Origin of the sequence: Chloroflexus islandicus (assembly GCF_001650695.1) — a bacterium.
Classification (GTDB): Bacteria; Chloroflexota; Chloroflexia; order Chloroflexales; family Chloroflexaceae; genus Chloroflexus; species Chloroflexus islandicus.
Map to the genome: position 1 here is coordinate 41,235 of NZ_LWQS01000047.1, position 25,807 is coordinate 67,041.

At 61.7% G+C, this 25,807-nt stretch carries 22 protein-coding genes; 12 read left to right on the forward strand and 10 right to left on the reverse strand.

What is annotated here, in order from left to right; translation table 11 throughout:
* Window positions 1-7 precede the first annotated feature (7 nt).
* The 5 genes from A6A03_RS08230 to A6A03_RS08250 form a co-directional block, all read right to left on the reverse strand.
* A complete protein-coding gene (locus A6A03_RS08230) occupies window positions 8-817 on the reverse strand; it encodes a formylglycine-generating enzyme family protein (RefSeq protein WP_066786227.1) in 810 nt (269 codons plus the stop codon).
* A complete protein-coding gene (locus A6A03_RS08235) occupies window positions 814-1,422 on the reverse strand; it encodes an FFLEELY motif protein (RefSeq protein WP_066786232.1) in 609 nt (202 codons plus the stop codon). Before A6A03_RS08235 ends, A6A03_RS08230 begins: the two co-directional genes overlap by 4 nt.
* Complete coding sequence (locus A6A03_RS08240) at window positions 1,419-4,760, reverse strand: tetratricopeptide repeat protein (protein ID WP_066786234.1); 3,342 nt, start codon at window positions 4,758-4,760, stop codon at window positions 1,419-1,421. Before A6A03_RS08240 ends, A6A03_RS08235 begins: the two co-directional genes overlap by 4 nt.
* A 192-nt stretch (window positions 4,761-4,952) precedes the next feature.
* Entirely contained in the window at window positions 4,953-5,894 is a 942-nt protein-coding gene (locus A6A03_RS08245; RefSeq protein WP_066786236.1) for a GGDEF domain-containing response regulator, read from the reverse strand.
* Window positions 5,887-6,831, reverse strand: a complete 945-nt coding sequence (locus A6A03_RS08250; protein WP_066786239.1) for an MDR/zinc-dependent alcohol dehydrogenase-like family protein — start codon at window positions 6,829-6,831, stop codon at window positions 5,887-5,889. The genes A6A03_RS08245 and A6A03_RS08250 overlap by 8 nt, the downstream gene beginning before the upstream one ends.
* 96 nt (window positions 6,832-6,927) lie before the next feature.
* On the opposite strand from A6A03_RS08250, the gene fmt reads away from it, so the two are divergent.
* The 3 genes from fmt (at window position 6,928) to A6A03_RS08265 (ending at window position 9,059) form a co-directional block, all read left to right on the forward strand.
* Window positions 6,928-7,875 carry a methionyl-tRNA formyltransferase gene (gene fmt / locus A6A03_RS08255; RefSeq protein WP_066786241.1) on the forward strand — a complete coding sequence of 316 codons (948 nt, stop codon included), beginning with the start codon at window positions 6,928-6,930 and terminating at the stop codon, window positions 7,873-7,875.
* 133 nt (window positions 7,876-8,008) lie between these two features.
* Window positions 8,009-8,443: a hypothetical protein gene (locus A6A03_RS08260; RefSeq protein WP_066786243.1), complete on the forward strand. Its 435-nt coding sequence runs from the start codon at window positions 8,009-8,011 to the stop codon at window positions 8,441-8,443.
* A 22-nt stretch (window positions 8,444-8,465) separates the two neighbouring features.
* Complete coding sequence (locus A6A03_RS08265; protein ID WP_245668910.1) at window positions 8,466-9,059, forward strand: SH3 domain-containing protein; 594 nt, start codon at window positions 8,466-8,468, stop codon at window positions 9,057-9,059.
* Between the two features lie 25 nt (window positions 9,060-9,084).
* Here A6A03_RS08265 and A6A03_RS08270 read toward each other — a convergent pair whose 3' ends face one another.
* Genes A6A03_RS08270 through A6A03_RS08285 form a run of 4 tightly spaced genes read right to left on the reverse strand, consistent with a single transcriptional unit; the run spans window position 9,085 to window position 11,712 of the window.
* Window positions 9,085-9,765, reverse strand: coding sequence for a lysophospholipid acyltransferase family protein (locus tag A6A03_RS08270; RefSeq protein WP_066786248.1), 681 nt, complete (start codon window positions 9,763-9,765; stop codon window positions 9,085-9,087).
* A 10-nt stretch (window positions 9,766-9,775) separates the two neighbouring features.
* Window positions 9,776-10,207, reverse strand: coding sequence for a DUF2231 domain-containing protein (locus A6A03_RS08275; protein WP_066786251.1), 432 nt, complete (start codon window positions 10,205-10,207; stop codon window positions 9,776-9,778).
* A gap of 9 nt (window positions 10,208-10,216) precedes the next feature.
* Window positions 10,217-10,840 (reverse strand): YigZ family protein, encoded by a 624-nt coding sequence (locus A6A03_RS08280; RefSeq protein WP_066786254.1) that lies wholly within the window; start codon window positions 10,838-10,840, stop codon window positions 10,217-10,219.
* Window positions 10,837-11,712, reverse strand: coding sequence for a hypothetical protein (locus A6A03_RS08285; protein ID WP_066786257.1), 876 nt, complete (start codon window positions 11,710-11,712; stop codon window positions 10,837-10,839). The genes A6A03_RS08280 and A6A03_RS08285 overlap by 4 nt, the downstream gene beginning before the upstream one ends.
* 140 nt (window positions 11,713-11,852) lie before the next feature.
* On the opposite strand from A6A03_RS08285, the gene A6A03_RS08290 reads away from it, so the two are divergent.
* On the forward strand, window positions 11,853-15,347 hold the full coding sequence (locus A6A03_RS08290) for an AfsR/SARP family transcriptional regulator (RefSeq protein WP_066786260.1): 3,495 nt from the start codon (window positions 11,853-11,855) through the stop codon (window positions 15,345-15,347).
* On the opposite strand, the gene A6A03_RS08295 is transcribed toward A6A03_RS08290, so the two are convergent.
* A complete protein-coding gene (locus tag A6A03_RS08295) occupies window positions 15,348-15,566 on the reverse strand; it encodes a hypothetical protein (RefSeq protein ID WP_066786261.1) in 219 nt (72 codons plus the stop codon).
* 114 nt (window positions 15,567-15,680) lie between these two features.
* On the opposite strand from A6A03_RS08295, the gene leuB reads away from it, so the two are divergent.
* The 8 genes from leuB to A6A03_RS08335 all read left to right on the forward strand — a co-directional run bounded on the left by leuB (window position 15,681) and on the right by A6A03_RS08335 (window position 25,768).
* Window positions 15,681-16,760 carry a 3-isopropylmalate dehydrogenase gene (gene leuB, locus A6A03_RS08300; RefSeq protein ID WP_066786263.1) on the forward strand — a complete coding sequence of 360 codons (1,080 nt, stop codon included), beginning with the start codon at window positions 15,681-15,683 and terminating at the stop codon, window positions 16,758-16,760.
* 1,270 nt (window positions 16,761-18,030) lie between these two features.
* Window positions 18,031-18,438 (forward strand): cobalamin B12-binding domain-containing protein, encoded by a 408-nt coding sequence (locus A6A03_RS08305; protein WP_066786266.1) that lies wholly within the window; start codon window positions 18,031-18,033, stop codon window positions 18,436-18,438.
* Window positions 18,439-18,441: 3 nt separating this feature from the next.
* Window positions 18,442-19,365, forward strand: coding sequence for a methylmalonyl Co-A mutase-associated GTPase MeaB (gene meaB, locus A6A03_RS08310; protein ID WP_066786270.1), 924 nt, complete (start codon window positions 18,442-18,444; stop codon window positions 19,363-19,365).
* Window positions 19,366-19,431: 66 nt separating this feature from the next.
* On the forward strand, window positions 19,432-20,775 hold the full coding sequence (locus A6A03_RS08315; RefSeq protein WP_066786273.1) for a phosphomannomutase/phosphoglucomutase: 1,344 nt from the start codon (window positions 19,432-19,434) through the stop codon (window positions 20,773-20,775).
* Window positions 20,776-21,102: 327 nt separating this feature from the next.
* A complete protein-coding gene (locus A6A03_RS08320; RefSeq protein WP_066786276.1) occupies window positions 21,103-22,119 on the forward strand; it encodes a thiamine pyrophosphate-dependent dehydrogenase E1 component subunit alpha in 1,017 nt (338 codons plus the stop codon).
* A 63-nt stretch (window positions 22,120-22,182) separates the two neighbouring features.
* Window positions 22,183-23,217: an alpha-ketoacid dehydrogenase subunit beta gene (locus A6A03_RS08325; protein WP_066786279.1), complete on the forward strand. Its 1,035-nt coding sequence runs from the start codon at window positions 22,183-22,185 to the stop codon at window positions 23,215-23,217.
* A gap of 30 nt (window positions 23,218-23,247) precedes the next feature.
* Complete coding sequence (locus tag A6A03_RS08330) at window positions 23,248-24,642, forward strand: alpha/beta fold hydrolase (RefSeq protein WP_066786282.1); 1,395 nt, start codon at window positions 23,248-23,250, stop codon at window positions 24,640-24,642.
* Between the two features lie 109 nt (window positions 24,643-24,751).
* Window positions 24,752-25,768 (forward strand): ATP-NAD kinase family protein, encoded by a 1,017-nt coding sequence (locus A6A03_RS08335; protein ID WP_066786285.1) that lies wholly within the window; start codon window positions 24,752-24,754, stop codon window positions 25,766-25,768.
* Window positions 25,769-25,807: the final 39 nt, after the last annotated feature.

A 25,807-nucleotide genomic window follows, 5' to 3' on the forward strand; every position in this document is an offset into this window, starting at 1 on the left:
ACGATGGCTATTCTACACTCAACGCCAAGCGCATGCCTAAGAATTGATTCCGCAGGGCGGGCTGTAACCGAAAGCGGCAGGCGCAGCGCGCATAACCGTGCGGGTTGGCGTAGCAGCCGCCGCGCAGGATCCGGCGTCCCGGCGCGTTAGGGTCTTCACGGCCATCGTCAGGCCGGTACGGGTATGGCTGGTCGAGCGAGGCCGTCCATTCCCAGACATTGCCGGCCATATCTTCGATGCCGTAGGGGCTGCGACCGCCGGGATAGGCGCCGGGAGGGTTGGGCGCCGCGCGTCCGCTCTCGCGGGTGTTGGCGAGATGGGGGTGAAATTCATCACCCCACGGAAAGCGGCGGCCATCGACGCCACGGGCGGCATGTTCCCATTCAGCTTCGGTGGGCAGGCGGAAGTGCAGCCGTTGTGGTGGCGGCAATGGCCGGCCACTGGCATCGATCAAGCGCACGGTCAGATCAGGCTGGCAACTCAGCCATGCGCAAAAGGCCCGCGCCTCGTGCCAGTTGATGTCAGTCACCGGCAGGGATGCGATGGCCGGTGGCGGGAGCGGGCCGCGCCAGATGGGTGGCGGCGGCACCGCGCCGGCGGCGACGGCATAGGCGTAGAGGGCGGCGCTGAGCGGAGTTTGGGCAATCGCGAAGGCCGGCAGCGTCACCTCGTGTTGCGGCGTCTCTTCGTGATAACTCTCGCGGGTGCCGCCATAGCGGCGGGCCAGCTCGCTGGTTTCTCGCGCCGGCGTGCCCATGCGAAAGGTTTGGCCGGGGATGACGACCATCACCGGCAAGCGTTCAGCCAATGGATTCATCGTTGATAAATGCGATTGAGCCGATCCAACTCGCGCTGGTAGATCGTCTCGGCAAAATGCTCAATAGTAGCAACGTTCTGCAATGCTTCGTAGCCGCGCAACAGAAACGTATGGACAGTGCCGATCCCGGCGAGGCGGGCGACGAAGTGGGAGCGGCGGAGGGCTAGGCCGAGGATGGGTGAGCGCGACAACTGAAAGACATTGTACAACGAACTTCTGACGAGGGTTAACTGGCGGAAGCGCTCGTCATACTTATCGGCCAGCCGGTAAAAATATTCGTAGGTCATCTCATCGAAGTCGGTGCCGGCATCGGCGGCCAGCATCCGCTGGGCCAGATCCTCATCAAGCTGATAGGTGAGTTCGAGCAATTCCAGCACCTCTTCCAGATCACGGAGGCGGACACCGGGCAGGAAGCCGAGGAAGTGGTGCAGCCGGCGACCTTCTTGGTCGCGCTGGCTAAAATCGCGCGGGCCGTACATCTCGTTGAAGAAAAATTCGCCCAGCGGCTCATACTCCGGCACTTCCGACAGATCGCGGTAATCGCGGCGGAGGCGATTCGACTGGAAGATTTGCAATGCAATCCGATATTGGCGCAGCGTATTCATGGCAAGCGTTCGAGTTGGGCGCGGGCGCGTTGGCCCCATTCGCTGGTTGGTTCGCGAGCGATCAGGGTCTGGTACGCGGCGCGGGCGGCGGTGAAATTGGCCTGATCTTCAGCGATCAGACCGCTGTAGAAGATGGCTTCGCTATAATCGGGATTCAACGTAATCGCCTGCTGGATCGCTTGCAGCGCACTCGCATTGCGACCTTGGGCGTAGTAGGCGCGGCCCAGCCAATAATGCGCTTCGGGGAAGTTAGGTTGGAGGGCCACCGCCCGATTGAGATCACGGATGGCTTGGTCGTAATCGTTGGAGCGAATAGCTAAGAGCGCGCGCCGGTAGAAACTCTCGGCAATGCGATCATTGGCACTGATGGAGGCATCGTAAGCGGCGCGAGCTTCGCTGAACCGGCCAGCCTCTTGCAGGAGCTTGCCGCGAAACAGGTGGGCCTCGGCATAGTTACTCTGCTGCCGGATCGCCTGTTCAACTGTTTGCAATGCTTCATCAGCGCGGCCCAGCGCGTATTGGGTTTGGGCCATGCCCAACAGCGCCTCCGGATACTGTGGTTGGAGGGCCAAGGCGCGCTGGTATGCGGCGAGGGCGCGGGCCAACTGACCATTGCGCAGCAGCGCCTCGCCGAGCCAAAACTGGGCTGTTGCGTTGGTATCGCCACCGGGCAAATTGGCTGCCGTTTCAAAGTACGCAAGGGCAACTCCCCAATTGCCTTGCCCGCCGGCTAGTTCGCCCAACCCAATATGAGCAGCGATCGATTGCGGATCTGCCGCCAGCACCTGCCGGTAGGCCTCGCCGGCTGCGGCCGGATCATTCCGGCGACGCGCGACATCGGCCAGCGTCAGCCAAGCGTTCGCGCGCGCAGCAATCGCCTCAGGATCGGAGCGATTCGCGGTTTGTTCAAGCGCGCGGCGGGCCTCTTGCGCCGCTGCATCGAGCCGGTTGCCAGCAAAGTAGGCGCGGGCGAGCAATTGGCGGGCCGTTACCGAGTCGGGTTGGAGGGTAAGGGCGCGCTCTAAGGCCTGAATGGCCACCGTTGCACTATTACCGTCCAGCGCAGCCTGACCGATTCTCAGCAGCCGGGCGGGGTCATTGACGCCTTGCCCAAGCGCCACGCGATACTGGTCGATCGCGCGATTCGGTTGGTTGAGGGGGCCTTCGTACAGCTCGGCCAGCTTCAGCCGCGCATCGAGATTGCGATCATCGAACGCGATGGCTTCACGCAGCATGCGTTCAGCCGAATTCAGATCACCCAATTTGATATACGTTTCGCCCAACTCGAATGCCGCGACAGTCGAGCGTGGTGCGAGGAGCAGTGCGTCGCGGTAGACCGCTGCGGCTTCAGCCGGCAGGCCGGCATCGTTATAAAGCCGGGCCAGCTCGATGGCGGCCTCGGCGTTGGTCGTGGCGAGAGGGGCAAGGAGGCGTTCAGCTTCGGCGAATCCGCTCGCACCGCTGCGCCGAAGCGCCCGGCTCAGGTTAATGATGGTGTACGGCGATTCTTGCCAAGCGACGAGGGCGCGCCAATGGTCGATCGCCGCCGGCCAATCGCCATCGCTTTCGGCGAGGCGGGCCAGCGCCACGTGGGCCGGAAAGAAACGGTTGTTGCGTTCCAGTGCGGCACGAAACGCCGCTAAGGCGCCGGCCCGGTCGTTGCGCGCTAACGCTACCTTGCCGGCGCCGGCATACCCATCAGGCAACTGCGGCGCAAGATCAATAACCTGTTGATAGGTCTGCGCAGCTTGGTCAAGCTGCTGGTCAATCCGCAAGGCAAAGCCGAGTGCGAGCAAGATCGAGACATTATCAGGTTGTTGATCGCGCAGTTGGCTCAGCGTTTCAATGGTTGGATTAGCCGCGCTTGCCGAACCAAAGAGCGCCCCGATCAACTGGCCGGCAGGGTTGGGCGTATTGCGGCCTTCGATCGCTTGCAACGCTGCATCAAGCAACGCAAGGGCAAGACGCTGGCGACGCGCGGTTGCTTCACTCTGCTCAGCTTGGCCGGTTGCCATCAAGCCAGCGCCGGGGAAGATAGCCGCTTCGCTGGCGGCTTGCTGCCGCCACAGACTCACCGAGCGACTGCTGAGCTCGGTTGCGGTGCGCAGTTGGTCGCGGACATTGCGCAGTTCGGTGGCAGGCGGCAACGGATCGGCGGCTTCCAGCGCCCAGTAGAGTGGGCCAGCCAGCGGCAGCAAGCGTTCGAGATGAATCAAGGCGCGCTCTTCGGTGAGGATCGCGTTGAGGCGCGTCTCAACCGGGGTGCGGACAGCGATGGGGATGCGCGCCAGCAGCACCGTTTTCGCCGGCGCCAGCCGGTTGAGCGCCATCGCTGCATCGTCAAGCCGGCCACTTTCGCGGTAGGCGGTTGCGATGAGGAGTTCTAAATCGGGATGCACTGGCAGCAAATTGCGCGCTTGTTCGAGGTCAGAGACGGCGTCGCGCGCGCGCTGTTCGCGCAAGGCCCAGAGCGCCAGATTGACGCGCAATTGGCCGAGATCGCGGCCATCGAGCAGATCGATCGCTTCGGCGAAATAGCGCGGCGCATCGGGATGACGGGCGTCGAACAAAATAGCGCCGAGATTGTTGGCAACCAATGCCCGCTCGCCGTCTGCGAGGGCAAGGATGGGTTGATATTCAGCCGCAGCAGCGGTATACCAGCCACGGGCCCACAGCAGATTACCGCGCAGCAATTGCGGCAAGAGCGGCGACAACTGCGGATGCAGGTCAAGCAAACGTTGGAGTTGATCGATTGCCAGATCGGCTTCTCCGTGGTGATAGGCGGCCAAGGCGAGCAAGTAAGGCGCGAGGGCGGCTTGGCCACTAATAGGTGCGGTACTCACGGAAAACCGGTTGGGGAGCGCGAAGCGAATGGCAAAGCCCTGCCATGCTTGCGTGACATCAATATTGTGGGGGAGATAGATCAATTCGGGTCGCAAGCTCGGGCTATCGATCATCCCGCCGGGTTCGACGGCGCCCCAGACTAACACATCGGCATTGGTTTGCTGGGCCAGCGCCAACGCTTCGGCGCTATTGGCCGGGCGGGTGGCGCTGGTGATGACTTGGACGAGATTCCCGCCTTGGGCACGGAGTTGGCGCGCCAGCGCGCCAGCGATCTGGGAACCGGTGCGGTCATCGTGGTCAGCAAAGGGGGTAATCACAATCACAAAGCGCGGATCAGAGGGGCGCAGGAGCAAAAAGATGCTCACGGCGATGCCGAGCAATGCCAGTATGAGCAACAGCCGGCGCCAACCGCGCCCATGCCGGCGCTGTTCGGGATGTTCGTTGCTTTGTTCGATAATGCGCTCTGTTCGCACCCGTTGCCAAGGCCATTGCATGTTCCGGCTCCTTGCCATCCTGCGCCACATTGCCTCTTATTGTAAGCAGTTTTAACGATATTTCAAGCGAGTAGGAAGGAATTTGACTTTGTGGTTGCTCAAAGTGAGCCAGAAGAATGGCTTACAGGGTTATAGGTGAATCAGAGAACCGTTGAGAGGCAACGGTTCTCTGATCGGTGCATCGCCATCGCATCAGCGCAGCCGCGTGCCATCAATCACGATCGCGCTGCCGCCAAACGTTTTGGCAGTGTGTTTCATTATCGCGGCGGCGCGCGATAACTCGTCAACGGTGGTGGTAGGTGTGCTCGATACGCCGCCAATGGCGATGGCGCCGATCGGGATATGAGCAAGGTTGCCGGCGCGGTCGTGCCCAATCAAGTAGCCACGCGCGCGATCAGCTTCGTCGTACAGCGCACCGCACGCTTGCTCATATTGGTGGACGATCCAGCGGGCTAGCTCGACGGCAATCTCGGTGGGGCAAAGCATGACGAAATCATCGCCGCCAATGTGTCCGAGAAAGGTTGAATGTTCGGCAAAGTGGTTCTGCGCCTGTTCACAAATCTCGGCCACGAGCCGGATCGCCTGATCGCCGCGGGCGAAGCCGTAAGCATCGTTAAAGGCCTTAAAATCATTCAAATCAATGTACAGCAGCGTAAACGCCTCACCGCGCTGGAGGCGATAGCGAATCTCTTCGCTAATCAGGAGATTACCGGGCAGACCGGTGAGCGGGTTACGGACTGAACGCTGAGTCGTGCGGCGTAGCAACGAGCGAATGCGGGCAATCAATTCGGCTTCATTGAATGGTTTGGTGACATAATCATCAGCGCCGGTGTCAAAGCCAATCACGACATCAGCCGGATTCGTGCGGGCGGTGACGATGATAATCGGCAAATGGGCGGTACGGGTATCGTTGCGTAATTGGCGGATCGCCTCGTAGCCATCGATACCGGGCAGCATGAGGTCGATCAAGATCAGGTCGGGCAACTGCTCTTGCGCGATACGGATAAGGGAGAGACCGTCTTCGGCGGCGAGCACAGCGAAGCCGGCGCGTGCCAGCGTATCGCTAAGCAAAAAGCGCAGGCTAGGGTCGTCATCGGCAATCAGAACCGTCGGCAAATGGATTTCTTCAGACACTGAGCAAAACCTTAAGTTGGCCGGGTGCGGCGGCAAACGCCTCTAATCCTGCGGAAAGCGGATAACGGGCGCTGATCAGGGGTTGGGTCTCGATCAAGCCGCGCTCGAGCAAGCGGAGCGCCGGGGCGAAGGGGCCACAGCGCGAGCCAATCAGTTGCACTTCGTCAACCACCAGCATGCTCAGATTCAGGTGGGTTTCGGCGGCAAATGTGCTCTTGAGCACTAGCCGCCCGCGCGGGCGCACTAGTTGCCGAGCGATTGCCAAACCGGCCGGGTTGCCAGTACAATCGATCACGACATCAAACGGGTGGGGCGGCACATCAGTGCTCGGTACGCACGTCGTGCCTTGCCGCCGGTAGAGTTCCCATCGTTCGGGGTGCCGGCCAATGAGCGTCAAATCGCAGCCAGTCAGGCGCAAGACTTGCACGATCATTGCGCCTAACTTGCCATCGCCGACGACCGCCACTCGTTCGGTTGGGCGAATATGACTCTGCTCGACAATTTCCAGCGCAGCGGCCAGCGGTTCGGTGAAGACGGCTGCTTCATCGCTGACGCTCTCTGGCACTTCGTGCAAGCAGGTTTCGGGCAGGGTAAAAAGATCGGCCATCGCACCATCACGCCGGTCGATGCCAAGCGTGGTGCGGTATGGGCAATGACTTTCATTGCCGCGCAAGCAGGTGGGGCAGCGGCGGCAGGCGGCATTGATTTCGCCTACGACCCGCTTCCCAAGCCAAGCTGGGTTATCGGCGGCGACTACAGTGCCAACGAATTCATGGCCTAGAACGCCACGAAAATTCATGTACCCGCGCGTGATTTCGAGATCAGTATTACAGATACCCACCAGACGGGGACGGATCAGCGCTTCTCCCGGCGGGCGTGTAGGTTCGGGGTAATCGGCGCTATACCGTAGGTCGCCATCAAAAACAATTGCTCGCATAAGGTCACAGACTTCGCTTTGAAAGACACCGAACTCTATTATACTATATGCCGCTGCTTGCCGTGTTGCGGGCAAGCGCGAGCAAGGAGTAGCATCATGCGAGTTTTATTTTTAGGCAGCCCATCATTTGCCGTGCATGCGCTCGACGCATTGGTCGCTGCCGGGTATGATATTGTTGGCGTTGTCACCCAACCTGATCGTCCAGCCGGACGTGATCGCCGGCTGACGCCGCCGCCGGTCAAAGTAGCAGCGCTTGCCCACGGCCTGCCGGTGTTCCAGCCTGAAACATTGCGCGATCCGGCGGTGGTCGCCTCGCTGGCGGCGTTGCAACCTGATGTGGGTGTGGTGGCGGCGTATGGCGAGATTTTGCGCCGGGCAGTATTGGCGATCCCGCCGCTCGGCTATCTCAACATCCACCCCTCGTTGCTGCCGCTCTACCGGGGCCCAACCCCGGTAGCCGGCGCGATTTTAGCCGGCGAGACGGTGACCGGCGTAACGATCATGCTGCTCGATCCGGGGATGGACAGCGGCCCGATTTTGGCGCAAGCCGTAGTTGATCTGCCGCCAACAGCGCGGGCCGGCCCGCTAACCGATGAGCTGTTTCGCTTGGGGGCTGAACTGTTGGTGCAGACATTGCCGCGCTATGCCCGCGGTGAGATCGAACCGCGTCCGCAGGATCACAGCCAAGCGACCGTGACCAAGATGCTCAAAAAAGAAGATGGGCGCATCGATTGGTCGCTACCGGCGATTGTGATCGAGCGGATGACGCGGGCCTACGATCCATGGCCGGGGGCGTATACCGTTTGGCAAGGCCAGCCGTTGCGGGTCATCAGCGCGGCAGTGACCGCTACAGCGGCTGCGGCGACGCCGGGGTTGGTGATTGGACGCAGTATGCGCGGTCATCCGCTTGTGCAAACCGGCAGCGATGCGCTCGAGTTGGTTGAGGTGCAGCCGGCTAGCCGGCGTCCGATGAGTGGTGCAGCGTGGTTGGCCGGCATCCACGCGAGTGAGATCCGGTTGGGGGAAGCGGCGCACGATCAATAGCAATAGTGCAAGCTGATCTAACGCGATGCGTTATTTCGGCTTGCGTTCTGGTTGTGAACCGCGTATAATCACATTCACAGGACTTTCCTACGACAGTGCGTCATCATAGTGTCGATGGCGCAGGAGATGAAGTATGCCATTCTTCAAAGACGAGGAAGAACTGCGGCACATTTTAGGCACACTCTACGATCGGGTGAAGTGTGATGCGCAAATAGCGCCGCGGATTTGTGAAGGCCGGATTGTGATTCAGTTTCGGTATGAAGAACCGCATGGCGTTGTTACCATTGATGCCGCGCATCCACCAACCCAACCCGGTGCATACTGCGATGTCTTTTGGGGTGAGGTCAGCCTGAAGCCAGATGTTGAGATGAGTATGAAGGCTGATATCGCGCACCAATTCTGGCACGGCAAGATTAATCTCATGACAGCATTGGCTCGCCGGCAGATCATCGCCAAGGGCCCGATTCCCAAAATTCTGAAGCTCTTGCCGGCTGTCGAACCCGTATACACAATGTATCCAACCATGCTGCGAGAGATGGGGCGCGAAGATCTGGTCTTAACCAAGTAGCACCGGTTTATTCGCTGCGCCTATGCCAACCACGAGCGAGATGTATGAACGCGGCGCCGCTGATGCCGAACGGGGCGAGTTCAACCCTTTCTATTACCAGCACTACTACTACTACCGGCAAGGGTACGACTCGGTGCGGCGCCGCCGCCAGTCGCGGTTTCCGTTGGCCGGATTCTTCATTGTGATCACCGTTATTGCGCTTGGCATAACGGTCACAGTGTGGTTGATCGGGCAGCGTGGCTCTCCCGCCGTTGCCCAACCGGTCGCTTCACCGGTCGCCGCGATCGCGTCAGCTACCCCGACCTCGCTCCCCCCTTCGCCGACACCGCTCCCTTCACCGACGCCGAGCCCGACCCCGCCACCGCCAACCTTGCAGATTGGCGGGCGAGCGGTGGTGGTCAATGTGGGGAATGCGCCATTGCGGTTACGGGCCGCACCCGGTTTGCAGGCACGGGTGGTTGGCTCGCTGCCCGGCGGGAGAGCAGTGGTGTTGCGCGAGGGGCCGGTGCTCGCCGATGGATACACGTGGTGGCAGGTTGAGGTTGGCAATCAGCGCGGTTGGTGCGCTGTGATCGCGCCGGATGGGACGCAGTTCTTAGAACCGGTAGGGCAATAGCGGCGGGCATCCAAACCCGCCACTGCTACTGCCTTGTTGATGTCGTCGTTTCGAGCAGTGCGGCATACGGGCCACGCTGGGCGGGCGGCAGCATCGCGGCAATTTTGAGCATCATCTCAGTAGTAAGACGTTCCATCACATCGGCAGGGATCTTATTGTCGGGCAACGGCTCAATCCGGTACGGTTCGCCAATCGTAATATGCACCGGTTCGCGGCGCAAGGTGCCCCGGAAGCCGTGCTCGGTACCGGTAATTGCCATCGGCACGATCGGGACGCCGGCCTGCATCGCCAACCGGATCGCGCCGCCGCGTCCCGGCTGCAAGATGCCATTGCGGCTGCGGTGGCCTTCGGGGAAGATGAGCAGCACGGCGCCATTTCGTAACGCTTCGGCAGCCGCATCGAGCGCCGCCAGATCGCGCTTACCGCGCCGGATCGGGATCACATTCATATTGCGGAAGAACCAGCCGGCGATGGGGTTAGCAAAAATCTCGATCTTGGCCAGCCATGACAATCGATAGCGGAATGGCAGCAACGCGCCAACGGCTGGGATGTCCACCCAATTAATGTGATTCATCACCAGAATCATCCCGCCTTGTTCGCGAGGAGGCAATCGCTCAACCCCCTCGATCGACCAGCGCCACCAGCCGATCAGGCGGAAGAAGTGAATGATGATGTAGAGCAACCCGTAGACGACATAAGCAAACATGACGCCCTCACTAGCGGCCCAGATCAAACCCAAAGACGAGCCGGCCACCTAACCACCCACCCACAAGAAGCAAGATCGCGCCGGCGATATGCCAGCCGAGATAGGCGTTACGTTGGGCAGGGTCGTTGAGAATAGCTGGTTGCCGGCGCCGCATCAGCCAGACCCGGCCATAACACGCGCTGGCGGCCAAACTCGCCGCAGCGTGGCCGTTCGTCCATGAAATCACTGGATCATCGATGGCAAGGCCGGCCAATTGGCGCGCAGCGTCGAATAATCCGCTGGCAATAGCAACGAGCGCGCCGAGCAAGCCGAAGATCAGGCAATGAAATGCGCTCTGATCCCATTGCATGCGCCCGGTGCGCAGCGCGATCAACGTAAAGAGACTGCTGGCGAGCAGCAGCCCGATCGGAATATGGACGGTGGCAGGATGCAGTGCGTACATCACCTGCAATTATACCATAGCTGCTGCTGGCTCGATGCGTGCTCGGCCAGCGCTCTGCTCGCCGAGCTGCTGGGCAATCGCGGCGGCGTGATTGGCCGGCAGATCGACAACCATCGTCACATCAGCGGCGAACGCCTCATCAACAATGACAGCGGCGTGCGCTTCAAGCAACCGCCGAATGGGCGCGTAATCGGGGTACGGGAGGCGGATCATCACCCGTTGGTAGATGATCCGTTCGGTTCGCGGCACGATGGCGAGCACCGCGCGGGTAGCATCGCTATAGGCGCGCACGAGCCCGCCAACGCCGAGGAGTGTGCCGCCAAAATAGCGTGTCACGATCACGGTAATGTCGCCGAGATCGGCGCCACGCAAGACGGCCATCATCGGGCGACCGGCGGTGCCGGCTGGTTCGCCATCGTCACTCATGCCGGCGATCGTGCTGGCGCCATAACCGACCACATAAGCGTAACAGTGGTGGGTGGCATCGGGCATCTCGGCGCGCACCGCGGCGATTGCGGCCCGTGCCGCTGCAACGGTGGGTGTCGGGATTGCTTGGGCAATGAACCGTGACCCGCGCACGACGATCTCGGTGCGGGCCGGGGCAGCCGGAATAAGATAGGGTGTGGTATTCATTGCTCTTGGGCCTGCCATAATGGTTGAGCGAGCTCATCAATCGCAGCTTCGATCGCTGCCAGTTCGCTCGCAAGCGCATAGTAACGGGAGCGGCCTTCGGCGTGGCGCGCGGCCCAGAAGGGCTGGAACGGTTCCGGGATCGGGTTGCGCAGGGCGCGGACAACTTCGGCGAGCAGTTCGCGAAATTCGAGTTCCCACCACCGTTGGAGCGCCACGCTCAGCGTGCTGCCGGGAGGGCCGAAATCGGCCAGCAGACGGCGGGCAAACTCGCGGGTGAGGGTATGTTGCTCGTGGGCCACTGCTACTGCCTGCGCCGCTAGCTCGGCAAGGCGACCGGCAATGGTGGTTGGCGGCGCTGGCAAGACAATGGTGTCAGTCGCCTGCTGCAAGCGGCGGCGACCGGCGCTGGCCGCGAGCAAGGCAAGTAACACATGATCGGCAGGCGCGAGGATGCGGATCGGGGCGATAGGAATCGCATTGCCGGCATCCCATGCGATGGCCGGGTGTTCACCAACGCCGATCAAGATGCGCGGGATGGGGGCGGCGAGCGCCGGCTTCGCTGCGGGAGGCAATTCCCACCATAACGGCTCTGATACGTCAGCGTAAGCGCTCAGACGCTGGCCAAGGCCGGGGTGCCGCTTGACCAGATCCTCAACGCTGCTAATCGCATGGTTCTGGCTATAACCCGGTGGCAGGGCGAGCAGCCAGTGATCGCCTGTCGGGGTGTACCACGGACGAAGCGCGCCTGCATTAATCACTGGTCGTAACAAGGGTGCGCAAGCTGGCTCGAAGATAACCGCTTGATCGCGTTCGGCGCGGGTATACAGCAGTGCATGATGGGGAGCCGGAATACCGGCAAGGAGCGTGCGCATAGCTTTATGGGTCGTGTTACAATACACATTATGGTATAGTATACAACTGTATCATACTTTGTCCGGCAATTGCGCTGATACGCGAACAATGACAAACGTCGCCTATGTGTGGCTTTTTCTGGTAGGTTAAGGAGCAGTCCATGACCGAATTGGCCGAACATGCGCCATCGGTTGCGGTAAGCGCCCCATTATTACCCCTCAAGCTCTCGCCGCCGCCGGTGCGCGACGATGAAATGCTGCGCCGGGATTTGCAGGCGTTATTAGCCGAAGCGCGCCTGCTGCCGGTGACGGTGGTCGTGGCGCCGGCTGGGTATGGCAAAACCACCTTATTGGCCCAGTGGGCCGATCAACTCGCGCGCACCGGAGCGCAAGTGGCGTGGCTTGGTTTTGAGGCGAGCGATCAAGAGCCAGCCTTGCTGCTCGCGTATCTGATCGGTGCGATTCAGCGGATTTTGCCTCAGGCTGGTGAGCAAGCATTGCGCATCTTGCAGAGCGTATCCGGTTTGGAACGAGATTGGCCGCTGGTAGCCGGCGCATTGCTGAGCGACGTGCAACGTGAGTTGCAATCACAAACGATGTTGATCCTCGACGATGTGCATTTGGTGAGCGATGGGCCGATTACGGCTGATCTGCTGGGCTATCTCTTGCGCGCCGCGCCGCCAAATTTGCATATTGTGATGGCTTCGCGCCGGCCGTTGACGTTTGCCCCGCTCCCGCGCCTGCGCGCTGAGGGGTTGTTGCTTGAGATTGGAGCAAATGATCTGTTGTTGCAACGGCACGAGGCGATCGAGTTGTTGCAACGAACTGGGGTGTCGTTGACGGATGATGAACTCGATCTGCTGCTCGAACGCACCGGCGGGTGGATGTTGAGCGTGCAGCTTGCGGTGCGCACGCTGGCCCGCCAGACGCCTGAGCAGCGCCGGGTGTATCTGCAAGGCTTGGCAACAAATCAGCACGATCTGTTTGAGTATTTGGCTTCAGAGGTGTTGGCGGCGTTGCCGCCACGCTTGGTCGATCGCTTGATCTGCGCCGCTCTGCTTGGCCAAGCCAACCCCTCGTTGCTCGATGAGGCGTTGGGTGTTGATGATAGCGCCCAACTGATCGAGCAAGCAATTGCACTCGGCTTGCCGCTAACGGTTGATACCGGTGCGTCCAATGGCGAGCGGATTTTCCGCTTTCACCCGCTCTGGCAGCGCCTGTTAGCCGATCGAGCGCTGACCCGGTTTGATCGAGTGACGGTGCGTGACCTCCACGAACGGTTTGGGATGGTGCTGGCGCGCCATGATCAGATCGAGGCGGCGTTGCGCCATTTGGCGGCGACCGGCAACCCGGCAGCGATCGCGCACGCTCTGCGCGAGCATGCGTGGCCATTGATCGACTCGCCCCAGCGCGACAGCTTGCGGAATTGGATCGAGCGTCTCCCGCCGGAAGTGCGCGAGCGCGATCCTGAATTGCTCCACATGCAAGGCTGGAGTTTGTTCAATACCGATCGCGAGCGCGCGTTGCAGTTGATCAGCCAAGCAGCCGAACAATACCGGCTGGCCGGCGCTCCGGCGCAAGAGCTGCGCGCGCTGCGCGATATGGCAGTCCTCCTCTTCTGGTCTGATGCGCCGGTTGAGTTTGCGGCGGTGTGCCGCCGCGTCATTGCGGCAGCGGCGCGCGCCAACGATACGTGGTCGCGCGGCGCGGCGTTGGTTGGCTTGATGGCGCTCGCCTATAGCCAAGGGCGGTTTCGGGCCGCATTGCGGATCGCGCGCTGGGCCGATCGCCGCCCGCTCAGTGTGCTGTGGCAATGGCTGCTGGCTGCGCTGCGGGCGTCGATCTATACCCAGCAGGGTTGTCCGGCAGAAGCGATGACGGCAATCAATGCTGCGCTTGAGTTGCCCCGCATCGATCGCAACGATATGCTGCGCCAGTCGTTGCTGTTGTTGCAGGCTATGGCGCTCTACCAGCAGGGGAAAGGCGAAGCCGCGCTCGATCAAGTGCAAGAATGTTATTACCGGTTGAGCGATTATGCTCCCGGTAGTGTGCTGGCCGGCAACGCCGCCTTAATCTTGGCCCTGTTGTTGATCGAACATGATCGGTATGAAGAGGCCGCCACGTCGTTACAGCGCGTGCGGCAAATCGTGGCCCATCTTGATGACCGCCTGTTGGGGGCGCGGGCCCGGATCGTGGAAATCTATGGGTTGTTGCGTAACCACCAGCCTGCCGCAGCGGCGGCGCAGGCGCTGGCGTTCTGGCAGAAACTGCGTGAACAGCCGGTGGTAAGTGCGCAGCATCTCCCCTATTGCGATAGCCGGTATCTTAATACGCAGGATCTCTGGTTGCAGAGCCTGTTGCTGATTGCGATCGGTGAAGGCGGCGAACGTGATCAGGCGTTGGCGATAGCAGATGAACTGCTCTTGTTCATGGATCGGCGCTACGATGGTTTGTTCCGCGCCTTGATCCATATCTACCGGGCCTATTTGGTGGCCCAGTGTCAGAGTAACTCGCCTACGATTAAGGAAGATTTGCTCTCGGCATGTGCGATTTGCGATCGCGCCGGTGTAGAATCGCTGCCCTTTTTGCCGCGCCCGGCGATGCTCTGGGCGATCAAGACGGCATTGCAGCTTGGGTTGTCGAGCCGGGCGATGATCGCTGCCCTCCGCCAGTTTGACACGACGACGCTGGCCTCGATCCTTATCCCGTTGCTCGATGAGTCGTTTCCGGTTGCGCTGCGTGTGCGCAGCGCGGGCCTGATCGGCGATTTGAGTGTTGTTAATGCGTATGGCACGCTGCGGGCATTATTGAAAGATCGCTCGCCCCACGTTCGCCAAGCTGCTCAGGATGCGCTTGAGCGGTTGAGCTATCGCCCGCCCTACCGGTTGATGATCCGCGCTTTGGGTGGCTTTCAAGTCTTGCGCGGCGATCAAGAGGTGCGCGATCGCGATTGGCGGAGCGTCAAGGCGCGCCAGTTGCTGCAATTGTTGCTGATCGAGCGCGGGCGTATGCTGCCGCGCGAGCAGATTATGGATATGCTCTGGCCCGGTCTCGATAGCGAGTCGGCGTCCAATAATCTGCGGGTGACGATCAGCCGGTTGATTAAGGCGCTGGAGCCGGATCGGCCAGAAGGTGCGCCAACCTACTATATCCTTCAGCAAGGTGATACCTACGGCTTTAATATCGAGAGCGATCATTCGTATGATGTGGCTGATTTCGTGCAAGCCGTAGAGCGAGGCCGGCGCGAATTGCAGCGCAACCGGCGCACCGAGGCGCGTGAGGCCTTCCAAGTAGCGGTATCCCTCTATACTGGCCAATTTTTGCCTGATAGTTTATACGAAGATTGGTCGGTGGTGGAACGGGAGCGATTGGGGTTGTTGTTTACCGATGCGGCGCTCAGTTTGGGCCGCATTCTGTTTGACGAGGGGAAGTATCACGACGCCATTGCGTTGGGTTGGCGGGTGCTTGAATACGATAAAGCGCAAGAAGAGGCGTACCAGTTGTTGATTCGCGGGTATGGGGCAATTGGTGAGCGCAGCACGGCTATCCGGTTGTACCAACGGTGCGTTGCCGCGCTGCGTGATGATCTCGGCGTTGATCCGTTGCCTGAGACAGTGGCATTGTTTGAACAGGTGCGCGGTAAGCGTGCATCGTAGCTAGCTAGTAGCCTCAGAGGCGGTTTTGTTAGCCTCGGTGGGGGTGTGCTGTTGCAAGTGATTGTTGATAAAGGCTAAGAGTTCGTCGAGTTGGTCAATGCGGCACTCAAAGCCGGTGCCAATATGCTGGATCCGCCCGCTCCACCGTTGTGCTGCCGCGTCTTCGTTCTCGGCTACGACAATCCGCACTAGAAATGATTCGACTCGCCGAGTCGCCATACGTTTCTTTCCTCGCTCTAGCATCTGTCACACGACTAGCAAACTTAGTAGTATCATACTGAGGCGTTCTTACCATTTCATAACCACGATCTAGATTGTGTTGCGAGGATTGCTGTGCAAGCTGTCATTGCAGTATTAGCCGGAGATGGGATCGGGCCGGAGGTGGTGGCGGAGGGGGTGAAGGTGTTGCAGGCGGTGGCGGCCCGCTTTGGCCACACCTTTACTCTGCGCGAGGCGTTGATCGGTGGGTGTGCGATTGATGCTGCCGGTGAGCCGTTGCCTGCCGAAACCGTGGCGTTGTGCCGCGAGGCTGATGCGGTGTTGCTCGGTGCGGTCGGCGGCCCCAAGTGGGATGATCCGCAGGCGAAGGTGCGGCCCGAACAGGGGTTGCTTGGTATTCGCAAGTCGCTCGGTTTGTTTGCTAACCTGCGCCCGGTGCAGGTGCATCCACGCTTGATCGATGCTTCGCCGTTGCGTCCTGAACGGCTGCAAGGCGTCGATCTGATCGTGGTGCGCGAGTTGACCGGCGGAATCTATTTCGGCGAGAAGCGGCGCGAACGTGGCCCTGATGGCGAATGGGCCAGCGATCTCTGCATCTATACCGAAGAGGAGATTGTCCGGGTGGTGCGGGTGGCCGCGCAGTTGGCCCGCCGCCGCCGCGGCAAGCTGACTCTGGTTGATAAGGCGAATGTGCTCGAAACCAGCCGGTTGTGGCGCAGTATCACGACTCGGCTGATGCGCGAGGAGTTCCCTGATCTGCAATTTGAGACCATGCTGGTTGATGCTTGCGCCATGCATCTCATCCGCCGTCCGGCTGATTTTGATGTGATCGTGACCGAGAATATGTTTGGCGACATTCTCACCGACGAAGCGGCGATGCTGGCCGGTTCGATGGGCATGTTGCCGTCGGCATCGCTAGGCAGCGGACGGATGGGGTTGTACGAGCCGATCCATGGTTCGGCTCCCGATATTGCCGGACAGGGGAAGGCGAACCCCTTGGCAACAATTTTGAGTGTGGCGATGCTGTTGCGCCACTCGCTCGATTTGGCCGCCGAGGCGGAGTGTGTCGAAGCGGCGGTAGCAGCGGTGATCGAACGCGGGATTGTCACCGCTGATATTGCCGCTCCCGGACAGCCTACGTATAGCACCGCCGCGGTTGGCGATGCGGTCGCCGCTGCGGTGGCTGGGTCATGAGTTTACCGCAGAGGGCGCGGAGGATGTCTTTTTCATTCTCTGCGCTCTTGGGGTCGTTTCGCGCGAGCGCTGTCTCTTTTAGCCACCTTCCCAACGTTCACCTGTTGGAGGGAGAACAGAATATGTGATCCGGAACCCGGCCCGGAAGAGCCGGGCTGGGGTTACGAAGCCCGCTGCGCGGGCTGATGCCCTCACCCCCAGCCCCTCTCCCACTGGCGCGGGAGAGGGGAGTGGAGAGCTACGCTTTGAGGCATTGCCCAGCGATCGACCGCTGTACTCAATCAACCGTTCTGTCCGCCCCTCAACCCCTGCTGGGGGGAAGACAGCATATGTGATTCGGAACCCGGCCCGGAAGGGCCGGGCTGGGGGTACGAAGCCCGCTGCGCGGGCTGATGCCCCCACCCCTTGCCCCTCTCCCACTGGGAGAGGGGTGATGGGGAGCGCAGCCCGGGACTGTACGGCGGACAGAACATCTGTCTGGAACCCGGCCCGGAAGGGCCGGGCTGGGGTGACGAAGCCCGCTGCGCGGGCTGATGCCCCCACCCCTTGCCCCTCTCCCGCTGGGGGAGGGGTGATGGGGAGCGCAGCCCGGGACTGTACGGCATTGCCCAGCGATCGACCGTTGTACTCAATCAACCGTTCTGTCTTTCAACCCCTGCTGGAGGGAAGACAGCATATGTGATCTGGAACCCGGCCCTGAAGGGCCGGGCTGGGGGTACGAAGTCCGCTGCGCGGGCTGATGCCCCTACCCCTTGCCCCTTCCCCGCTGGGAGAGGGGTGATGGGGAGCGCAGCCCGGGGCTGTACGGCGGACAGAACATCTGTCTGGAACCCGGCCCTGAAGGGCCGGGCTGGGGTGACGAAGCCCGCTGCGCGGGCTGATGCCCCCACCCCTTGCCCCTCCCCCGCTGGGGGAGGGGTGATGGGGAGCGCAGCCCGGGACTGTACGGCGGACAGAACATCTGTCTGGAACCCGGCTCTGAAGGGCCGGGCTGGGGTTACGCAGCCCGCTGCGCGGGCTGATGCCCCCACCCCTTGCCCCTCTCCCACTGGCGCGGAGAGGAGAGTGTAGAGCTACGCTTTGAGGCATTGCCCTGCGATCAACGGTTGTACGCAACCACATGTTTGGTCTGCACCCTCAATCCGGTGGGGGAAAGGTCGTACTCCTCGGCGTGCTCTGCGGTATACTTGAACCAGCGCGTACTGCCCTGTGCTATACTGGCAGCCACGCAACCGAATCTCACTCGTTATCGCAACGGAAGGAGCGCTCGATGGAGCGAAAGATTCGCGTGCTGGTCGCGAAACCCGGTCTCGATGGCCACGATCGGGGCGCGAAAGTTATTGCCCGCGCCTTACGCGATGCCGGCATGGAAGTGATCTATACCGGTCTGCAACAGACGCCGCAGATGATTGTTGAGGCCGCGCTGCAAGAGGACGTTGATGTGATCGGTCTCTCGATCCTCTCTGGCGCGCACATGACGTTGCTGCCCAAAGTGATGCAGTTGCTGCGCGAGCAGGGCATGACCGATGTGCTGGTTGTCGCCGGTGGGATCATCTCCGACGAAGATGCCGAGATTCTGAAGCGCGAGCACGGCATCGCCGAAGTGTTCGGCCCCGGTTCGTCAACGCAGGCGATTATCGACTTCATCCGTTCCAACGTCCAGTTGACGCGGGGTTGAGCTATGAGCGAGCACGAATTGGTGACGCGCTTGCGCAACGGCGAGCGGCGGGCGCTGGCGCGCGCCATTTCTCTGGTCGAGCAGGGCGGGCCGGCGGCGCGCGCGGTGATGGCGGCGGCCTACCCTTACGCTCATGCCCATCGGGTGGGCATCACCGGCCCTCCCGGCGCCGGCAAATCGACGCTAGTCACGTCGTTAGCCCAAGAATGGCGCCGGCGCGGGGTGCCAGTTGGCATCGTCGCCGTTGATCCGTCGTCGCCGTTCAGTGGCGGCGCGGTACTGGGCGACCGCATCCGCATGCAGGCGCTCGGCGGCGATCCCGGCGTCTTTATTCGCAGTATGGCCAGCCGGGGCCGGATGGGCGGCCTAGCGCGCGCGACGGCTGATGCGGTCAGTTTGATCGCCGCTGCCGGGTTTCCGATTGTGATCATCGAGACGGTTGGCGCTGGGCAGGATGAAGTTGATATTGCCCAGACTGCTGATACTACCATCGTGGTCGAAGTGCCCGGTATGGGCGATGATGTGCAGAGCATTAAAGCCGGCATGCTCGAAATTGCCGATATCTTTGTGGTCAACAAAGCCGACCGTCCCGGCGTCGATCAGACAGTGCGCCAGCTCCGCACGATGTTGCAATTGGGTGGCGCGCCGGCTGATGGCTGGTCGCCGCCGGTGTTGACGGCGGTAGCCACCACCGGCGAGGGCTGCGCGCAGATTGTCGATGCGGTTGAGCAGCACCGGCAACACCTTGCCAACGATGGCGCGCAAGCCAGCCGGATGCGGGCGTTGGCCGAGCGCGAGCTAGCCGCCGCGGTGCAAGAATTGATCCTCGAACGGTTGCGCGGCCCGCGTTGGGAGGAGTTAGTGGGTGAGATTGCCTCTCGCCGGAGCGATCCGTATGCCGCCGCGAGCGAGTTGTTGGGTGGATAGGGGCGCGGCAGAGACGACGTATGCGTTGCCAGCGCGAAATAGCCCGTATATTCTAGGAGGTTTTCTGTGCAGGTTAATCCGTCGATTTTTAAGGCCTACGATATTCGCGGGATTTATCCAACCGAGCTGAACGAAGAGGTAGCCTATCTGATCGGGCGCGCTTTCGTCACTTTTCTCGGCGCCGAGACGGTGATCGTCGGGCGCGATATGCGCACGTCCGGCCCGTCGCTGTTCGATGCGGTGACGCGCGGGATTATGGATCAGGGGGCCGATGTGGCCGACATCGGTATGGTCAGCACCGATCAGTACTACTTCGCCTGCACCCAGCTCGGTTTCCCCGGTATGATGGTGACGGCGTCGCACAACCCCAAGCAGTACAACGGCTTCAAGATGGTGCGCCGCATGCCCTACCTCTTGTCCGGTGACGAGGGGATTCAGGATCTGCGCCGGTTGGTTGAGAGCGAAGACTTCCCGACGCCAACCCGCCGCGGCGAACGGCGCGAGTACGATTTCAAAGAGCAGTTTGTGCAGAAGGTGCTCTCGCTGATCGATGTCGAGGCGATTAAGCCGCTGAAGGTGATCGTTGATACCGGCAACGGCATGGTCGGCCCGATCCTGCAAGAGGTCTATTCGCGCTTACCAATCCAGTTAACCGGGATGTATCTCGATCCCGACGGTACGTTGCCCAATCACGGCCTCGATCCGCTGATGCCAGAGAACCGGGCCGAGTTGCAGCAGCGGGTGAAGGACGAAGGGGCTGATATTGGCTTTGCCTTCGATGGTGACGGCGACCGCTTCTTTGCCATCGACGATCGCGGCGAGTTTATCTCCGGCGATTTTCTGACCGCGATTTTGGGCCGCTACCTGCTCGAAAAAGAGCCGGGAGCGAAGATTCTGTACGATGTGCGCGCGTCGTGGGCAGTGCCCGACGAAGTGCGCGCCGCTGGCGGCATCCCGTTGGTTGAGCGGGTGGGGCATGCGTTTATCAAGCGCCGCATGGCGAATGAAGACGCGATCTTCGCCGGCGAGGTCTCTGGCCACTACTATTTCAAAGCGTTCGCCTTCGCCGACTCAGGCATCATCCCCTCGCTCTACCTGCTGGAAATGCTCTCGAAGCGAGGGGTGAAGATGAGCGAATTGCTGGGCCAGCTCGAATCGCGCTACTTCATCTCCGGCGAAATCAACTCGCGGGTGAGTGATGTGCGCGCGAAGCTTGACGAGATCGCCGAACGCTATAGCGACGGCAAGATCGAGCGGCTCGACGGCGTGTCGGTGAGCTATGACACGTGGCATTTCAACGTGCGCGGCTCCAACACTGAGCCGCTGATCCGCCTGAATCTTGAGTCGATCGCATCGCGCGCCGAAATGGAAGCCAAACGCGATGAGGTGTTGGCGGTGATCCGGTCGTAACGCCGAGCCGCACAGCCGTGCGGCTGTACAGGTGGTTGTCGCAATGCATGTTCAGGTGGAGCCGCACAGCCGTGCGGCTCTACAATTTTTGTCCCATCCCCCCCATTCGATCTGGGATGATCACCCTTGACACGTCCACCAATACCCAGTATAGTACAGGTATCGAATATATTCCCAAATGGAATAAAACCGCGCCTCCCCAGCTCTTCCGATCACTGTTCCCCTGCGGCGGGGTCGCTCGTCTCAATCCCAGTCTGATGCTCACACCGGCTCGTTGGCGAGCCACGGATAGAGGTTGTCGTTCATTGGCGAACGGAGAAGAGCGCTATGGAAATCAGTCGGGACAAGCTCCTTTGGGCGTATGAGCGCATGCGGCTCATTCGTGAGTTCGAGGATCGGCTCCACACCGATTTTGCCGCCGGCAAGATTCCCGGTTTCGTCCACCTGTATGCAGGCGAAGAGGCGGTGGCTACCGGTCTCTGCGCCCATCTGCGTGATGATGATTTCATCACCAGCACCCATCGCGGCCACGGTCACTGTATCGCCAAAGGCGTCGATCTGCGCGAGATGATGGCCGAGATCTACGGCAAGGCGACCGGTGCGTGCAAAGGTAAGGGTGGTTCGATGCACATCGCCGATGTCAACAAGGGCATGCTCGGCGCGAACGGGATCGTCGGCGGCGGCCCGCCGCTGGCCTGCGGTGCCGGTCTCACCGCCAAGCTCAAAGGCACCGATCAGGTGACGGTCTGCTTCTTCGGCGATGGCGCTTCCAATCAGGGCACCACCTTCGAGGGTCTCAATTTGGCCGGGATCTGGAAGCTGCCGGTAGTCTTTGTCTGCGAAAATAATGGGTACGCCGAGACCACCTCGCCCCAGTATTCCGTCTCTGGCCAAGACATTGCCGCTCGCGCGCGCGGTTTTGGCATGCCGAGCATCGCCATCGACGGTCTCGATTTCTTCGCCGTCTACGAAGCTGCCGGCGAGGCGATTGCCCGTGCCCGGCGCGGCGAGGGGCCGACCTTCATCGAGGCGCAGACCTACCGCTACTACGGTCACTTCGAGGGTGACTCGATCCGCTATCGCACTCGCGAAGAGGAAGAGCACTATCGCTCGCTCGATTGTCTCTACCGCTTCCGCCAGACCGCGATTGCGCAAGGGTTGCTGACTGAGGCTGAGCTTGACGAGATCGACGCGCGCGCGCGGGCGGCGATCGATGATGCGGTGCGGTTTGCCGCCGAAAGCCCGATGCCCGATCCAGCCGAGCTGCTGACCGATGTCTATGTCGAGTATCCGATGGCGGCGCTCTGGCCGTTCCAAGAGGCGGCAGTGCCGGTGCATCGCTAGGCGGTTCAGCGAATAGATTGCCGGCGGAGCTTCTCCGCTGCCACTCAATGATGAGGTGACACTATGACGGCAATGGTTGAAGAGGCGGTACGCACCCTGAGCTATCGCGAGGCGATTAACGAGGCGCTGCGCCTTGAGATGCGGCGCGACCCGACCGTGATTTTGATGGGCGAGGATGTGACCGGCGCGTCGCACAGCGAAGACGAGAGCCATCTCGATGCGTGGGGTGGCGTGTTGGGCGTGACCAAGGGCTTGGTGCATGAGTTTGGCCGCCAGCGAGTGCGCGATACGCCGATCACCGAGTCGGGCTTCGTCGGCGCCGGGGTTGGCGCGGCAGCCACCGGCTTGCGCCCGGTGGTCGAGCTGATGTTCATCGGCTTTATGGGGGTCTGCCTCGACCAGATCGTCAATCAGGCTGCCAAGATGCGCTATATGTTCGGCGGCAAAGCCCGCATTCCGCTGGTCATCCGCACCATGATCGGGGCCGGTTTCCGCGCCGCGGCCCAGCACTCCGATTCGATCTACTCGACCTTCGTCCACTTCCCCGGCCTCAAAGTGGTGGCGCCGGCGACGCCGGCTGACGCCAAAGGTTTGCTGGCGGCGGCCATCCGCGACGACGATCCGGTGATCTTCTGCGAGCATAAGCTGCTCTACGATATGAAGGGGCCGGTGCCCGAAGGCGAGTATGTCATTCCGCTCGGCCAAGCTGAGATCAAGCGTGAGGGCGGCGATGTGACGATCGTGGCGATTTCGCGCATGGTGCTGCACGCGCTTGAAGCGGCTGAACGGCTGGCCCAGCAGGGGATCAGCGCCGAGGTGGTCGATCTGCGCACACTCTCGCCGCTCGACGAGACGACTGTGCTTGAGTCGATCCGCAAGACGGGCCGGCTGGTGGTGGTGGATGAGGATAACCCGCGTTGCAGCGTAGCGACCGACATTGCTACTCTCGCAGCAACGCAGGCGCTCGAATTCCTCAACGCTCCCGTCAAGCTGGTGACGCCGCCCCATACCCCGGTGCCGTTTAGCCCGACGCTCGAAGATGCCTACATCCCCTCGCCAGAGCGTATCGTCGCAGCGGCGCGGGCGACGTTGGGCTAAGCGCGGCGGGTTGTTGTTGCAGGAGTTGCCATGCCTACCGAGGTCGTGATGCCCAAGTGGGGCTTGAGCATGCAAGAGGGCAAAATTAACCTCTGGCTCAAGCGCGAGGGCGAAGCGGTACAGAAGGGCGAACCGATTGCCGAGGTTGAGACCGAGAAGATTACGAATGTGGTGGAAGCGCCGGCCAGCGGCACGCTGGCCCGGCTCTGCTACCCTGAAGGCAGTGTGGTGGCGGTGACGAAAGTCATCGCCTACATCACTGCTCCCGGCGAGCAGTTGGCTGACGTCACCACGAATGGCGCAACCGAGACGGTAACGAATGTTCCGGCGCCGGCAGCGGCGGCGCCAAAGCCAGCTTCACCGCCGCCGGCAGCGGCGGCAGGCGGGGTGCGCGCGATGCCGGCGGCGCGCAAGCTCGCCCAAGAGCACGGGATTGATCTGCATACGCTGACCGGCAGCGGCCCCGGCGGCGCGATCATCAAAGAAGACGTCGAGCGCGCGATTGCCGCGCGCGCTGCGCCGGCGCAGCCGTTGCAGCGGGTGCAATTCTACAGCGCCGGCTACCGGCTCGACGGCTTGCTCTACACGCCGCGCGGTCTGCCGGCAGGTGAGCGGCGGCCCGGCGTGGTTTTGCTGGTCGGCTACACCTACCTCAAGACGATGGTGATGCCCGATATTGCCAAGGTCTTGAACGCCGCCGGCTATGTGGCGCTGGTCTTTGACTATCGCGGCTTTGGCGAGAGCGAAGGGCCGCGCGGTCGCTTGTTGCCGCTCGAACAGGTGGCCGATGCCCGGGCCGCGCTAACCTTCCTCAGCGAGCAGCCTACCGTTGATCCTGATCGCTTGGCGGTAGTGGGAATCAGTCTCGGCGGCGCGCATGCGATCACCACTGCCGCGGTTGACGAGCGAGTCAAAGCGGCGGTGGCGCTCGAACCACCGGGCAACGGCGCGCGCTGGCTGCGCAGCTTGCGCCGCCATTGGGAATGGACGCAATTCCTTGCCCGCTTGGACGAAGACCGCCGCCAGCGCGTGCGCACCGGCGTCTCGACCACCGTCGATCCGTTAGAAATTGTGCTGCCCGATCCTGATTCGCAGGCGTTTCTCGATCAGGTCAGTGCCGAGTTCCCGCAAATGAAGGTGTCGGTACCTTTGGAAAGCGCCGAGGCGTTGATCGAGTACACGCCTGAAGAGGTCGCCGATCAGATCGCCCCGCGCCCACTGCTGATCATCCACGGCGACCGCGACCAGTTGGTGCCGTTGGCGGAAGCGCAGGCGATCGCCGGCAACGCCGGCGATACCTGCCGGTTAGAGGTGATCCCCGGCATGACCCATTTCAACTGGGTGTTGCCGGGCAGTCCCGGATTTACCCGCGTGACCGATAGCATCGTTGCGTTTTTGCGCGAGACGATGCCGGTTACGGTGTGACGTAGAGCCGCACGGCCGTGCGGCTGTACCAGAGCCGCACGGCCGTGCGGCTCCGTGCGGCCCAATCATTGTGGAGCGCGGAATCGATCGATCCTGCGATAATGTTGTTATGATCACAGCCGGCATCATCGCCAACCCAGCCTCAGGCAAAGACATCCGGCGCCTCGTTGCCCACGGGTCGGTCTTCGACAACGAAGAGAAGGTCAGTATCGTCAAACGAGTGTTGCTGGGTCTCGAAGCGACCGGCGTCCAGCGGGTCTGGATCATGCCCGATCGCTTCGGGATTGGTCTCAAGGCGCTCGACAACTTGCCGTTGCAGATCGAAGCAACCTTGCTCGACATGCCGGCGTGGTTCACTCCCGACGACTCGCGGCGAGCGGCGCAACTGCTGGCCGAGCGCGGCGTTGGTTGCATTGTGACGCTTGGCGGCGACGGCACCAATCGCTTAGTGGCGAAGGGGTGCGGCGATGTGCCGCTGATGCCGATCTCAACCGGCACCAACAACGTCTTTCCGATGATGATCGAAGCCACCACTGCCGGCCTCGCCGCCGGCTTGGTGGCGCGCGGCTGCGCCGAGGCGGCGGTGACGCGCGCGCCGCGGATCGATGTCTACCGCCTGAGCGCCGATCAGACCGGGGAAGGTTTGCCTGATGGCGCGCCGCCCGACGATATTGCTTTGGTCGATGTCGCGGTGTACGACGAGCGGTTTGTCGCCTCGCGCGCGATCTGGGACAGCACGCGGATTAGTGATCTCGTCCTCACGCGCGCCGAGCCGGGCAATATCGGGTTGTCGTCAATCGGGGCCAATTTTCTGGCCGGCAACTATCCGCCGGGCCACGGCTTGTACCTGCATCTGGCGGCGAGCGGCCAACCGGTGCGGGCGCCGGTCGCGCCGGGGTTGATGCAGACAGTGTATGTTGCGGCGCACCGGGTGCTGGCTCCCGGTGATGTGGTGCGGGTGCGGCGTGAGCGGCCAGCGGTTTTGGCCTTCGATGGCGAACGCGAATTGGAATTGCGGGCCGGCGAGTGGGCGGTATTGCGCCTGAATCCCGCCGGCCCGCGGGTGATCGATCCGCGACGGGCGATTGCGGTGGCGGCGGGGGCCGGGTTTTTTACGGCGGTGTAGAGCCGCACGGCGGTGTAGAGCCGCACGGCCGTGCGGCTC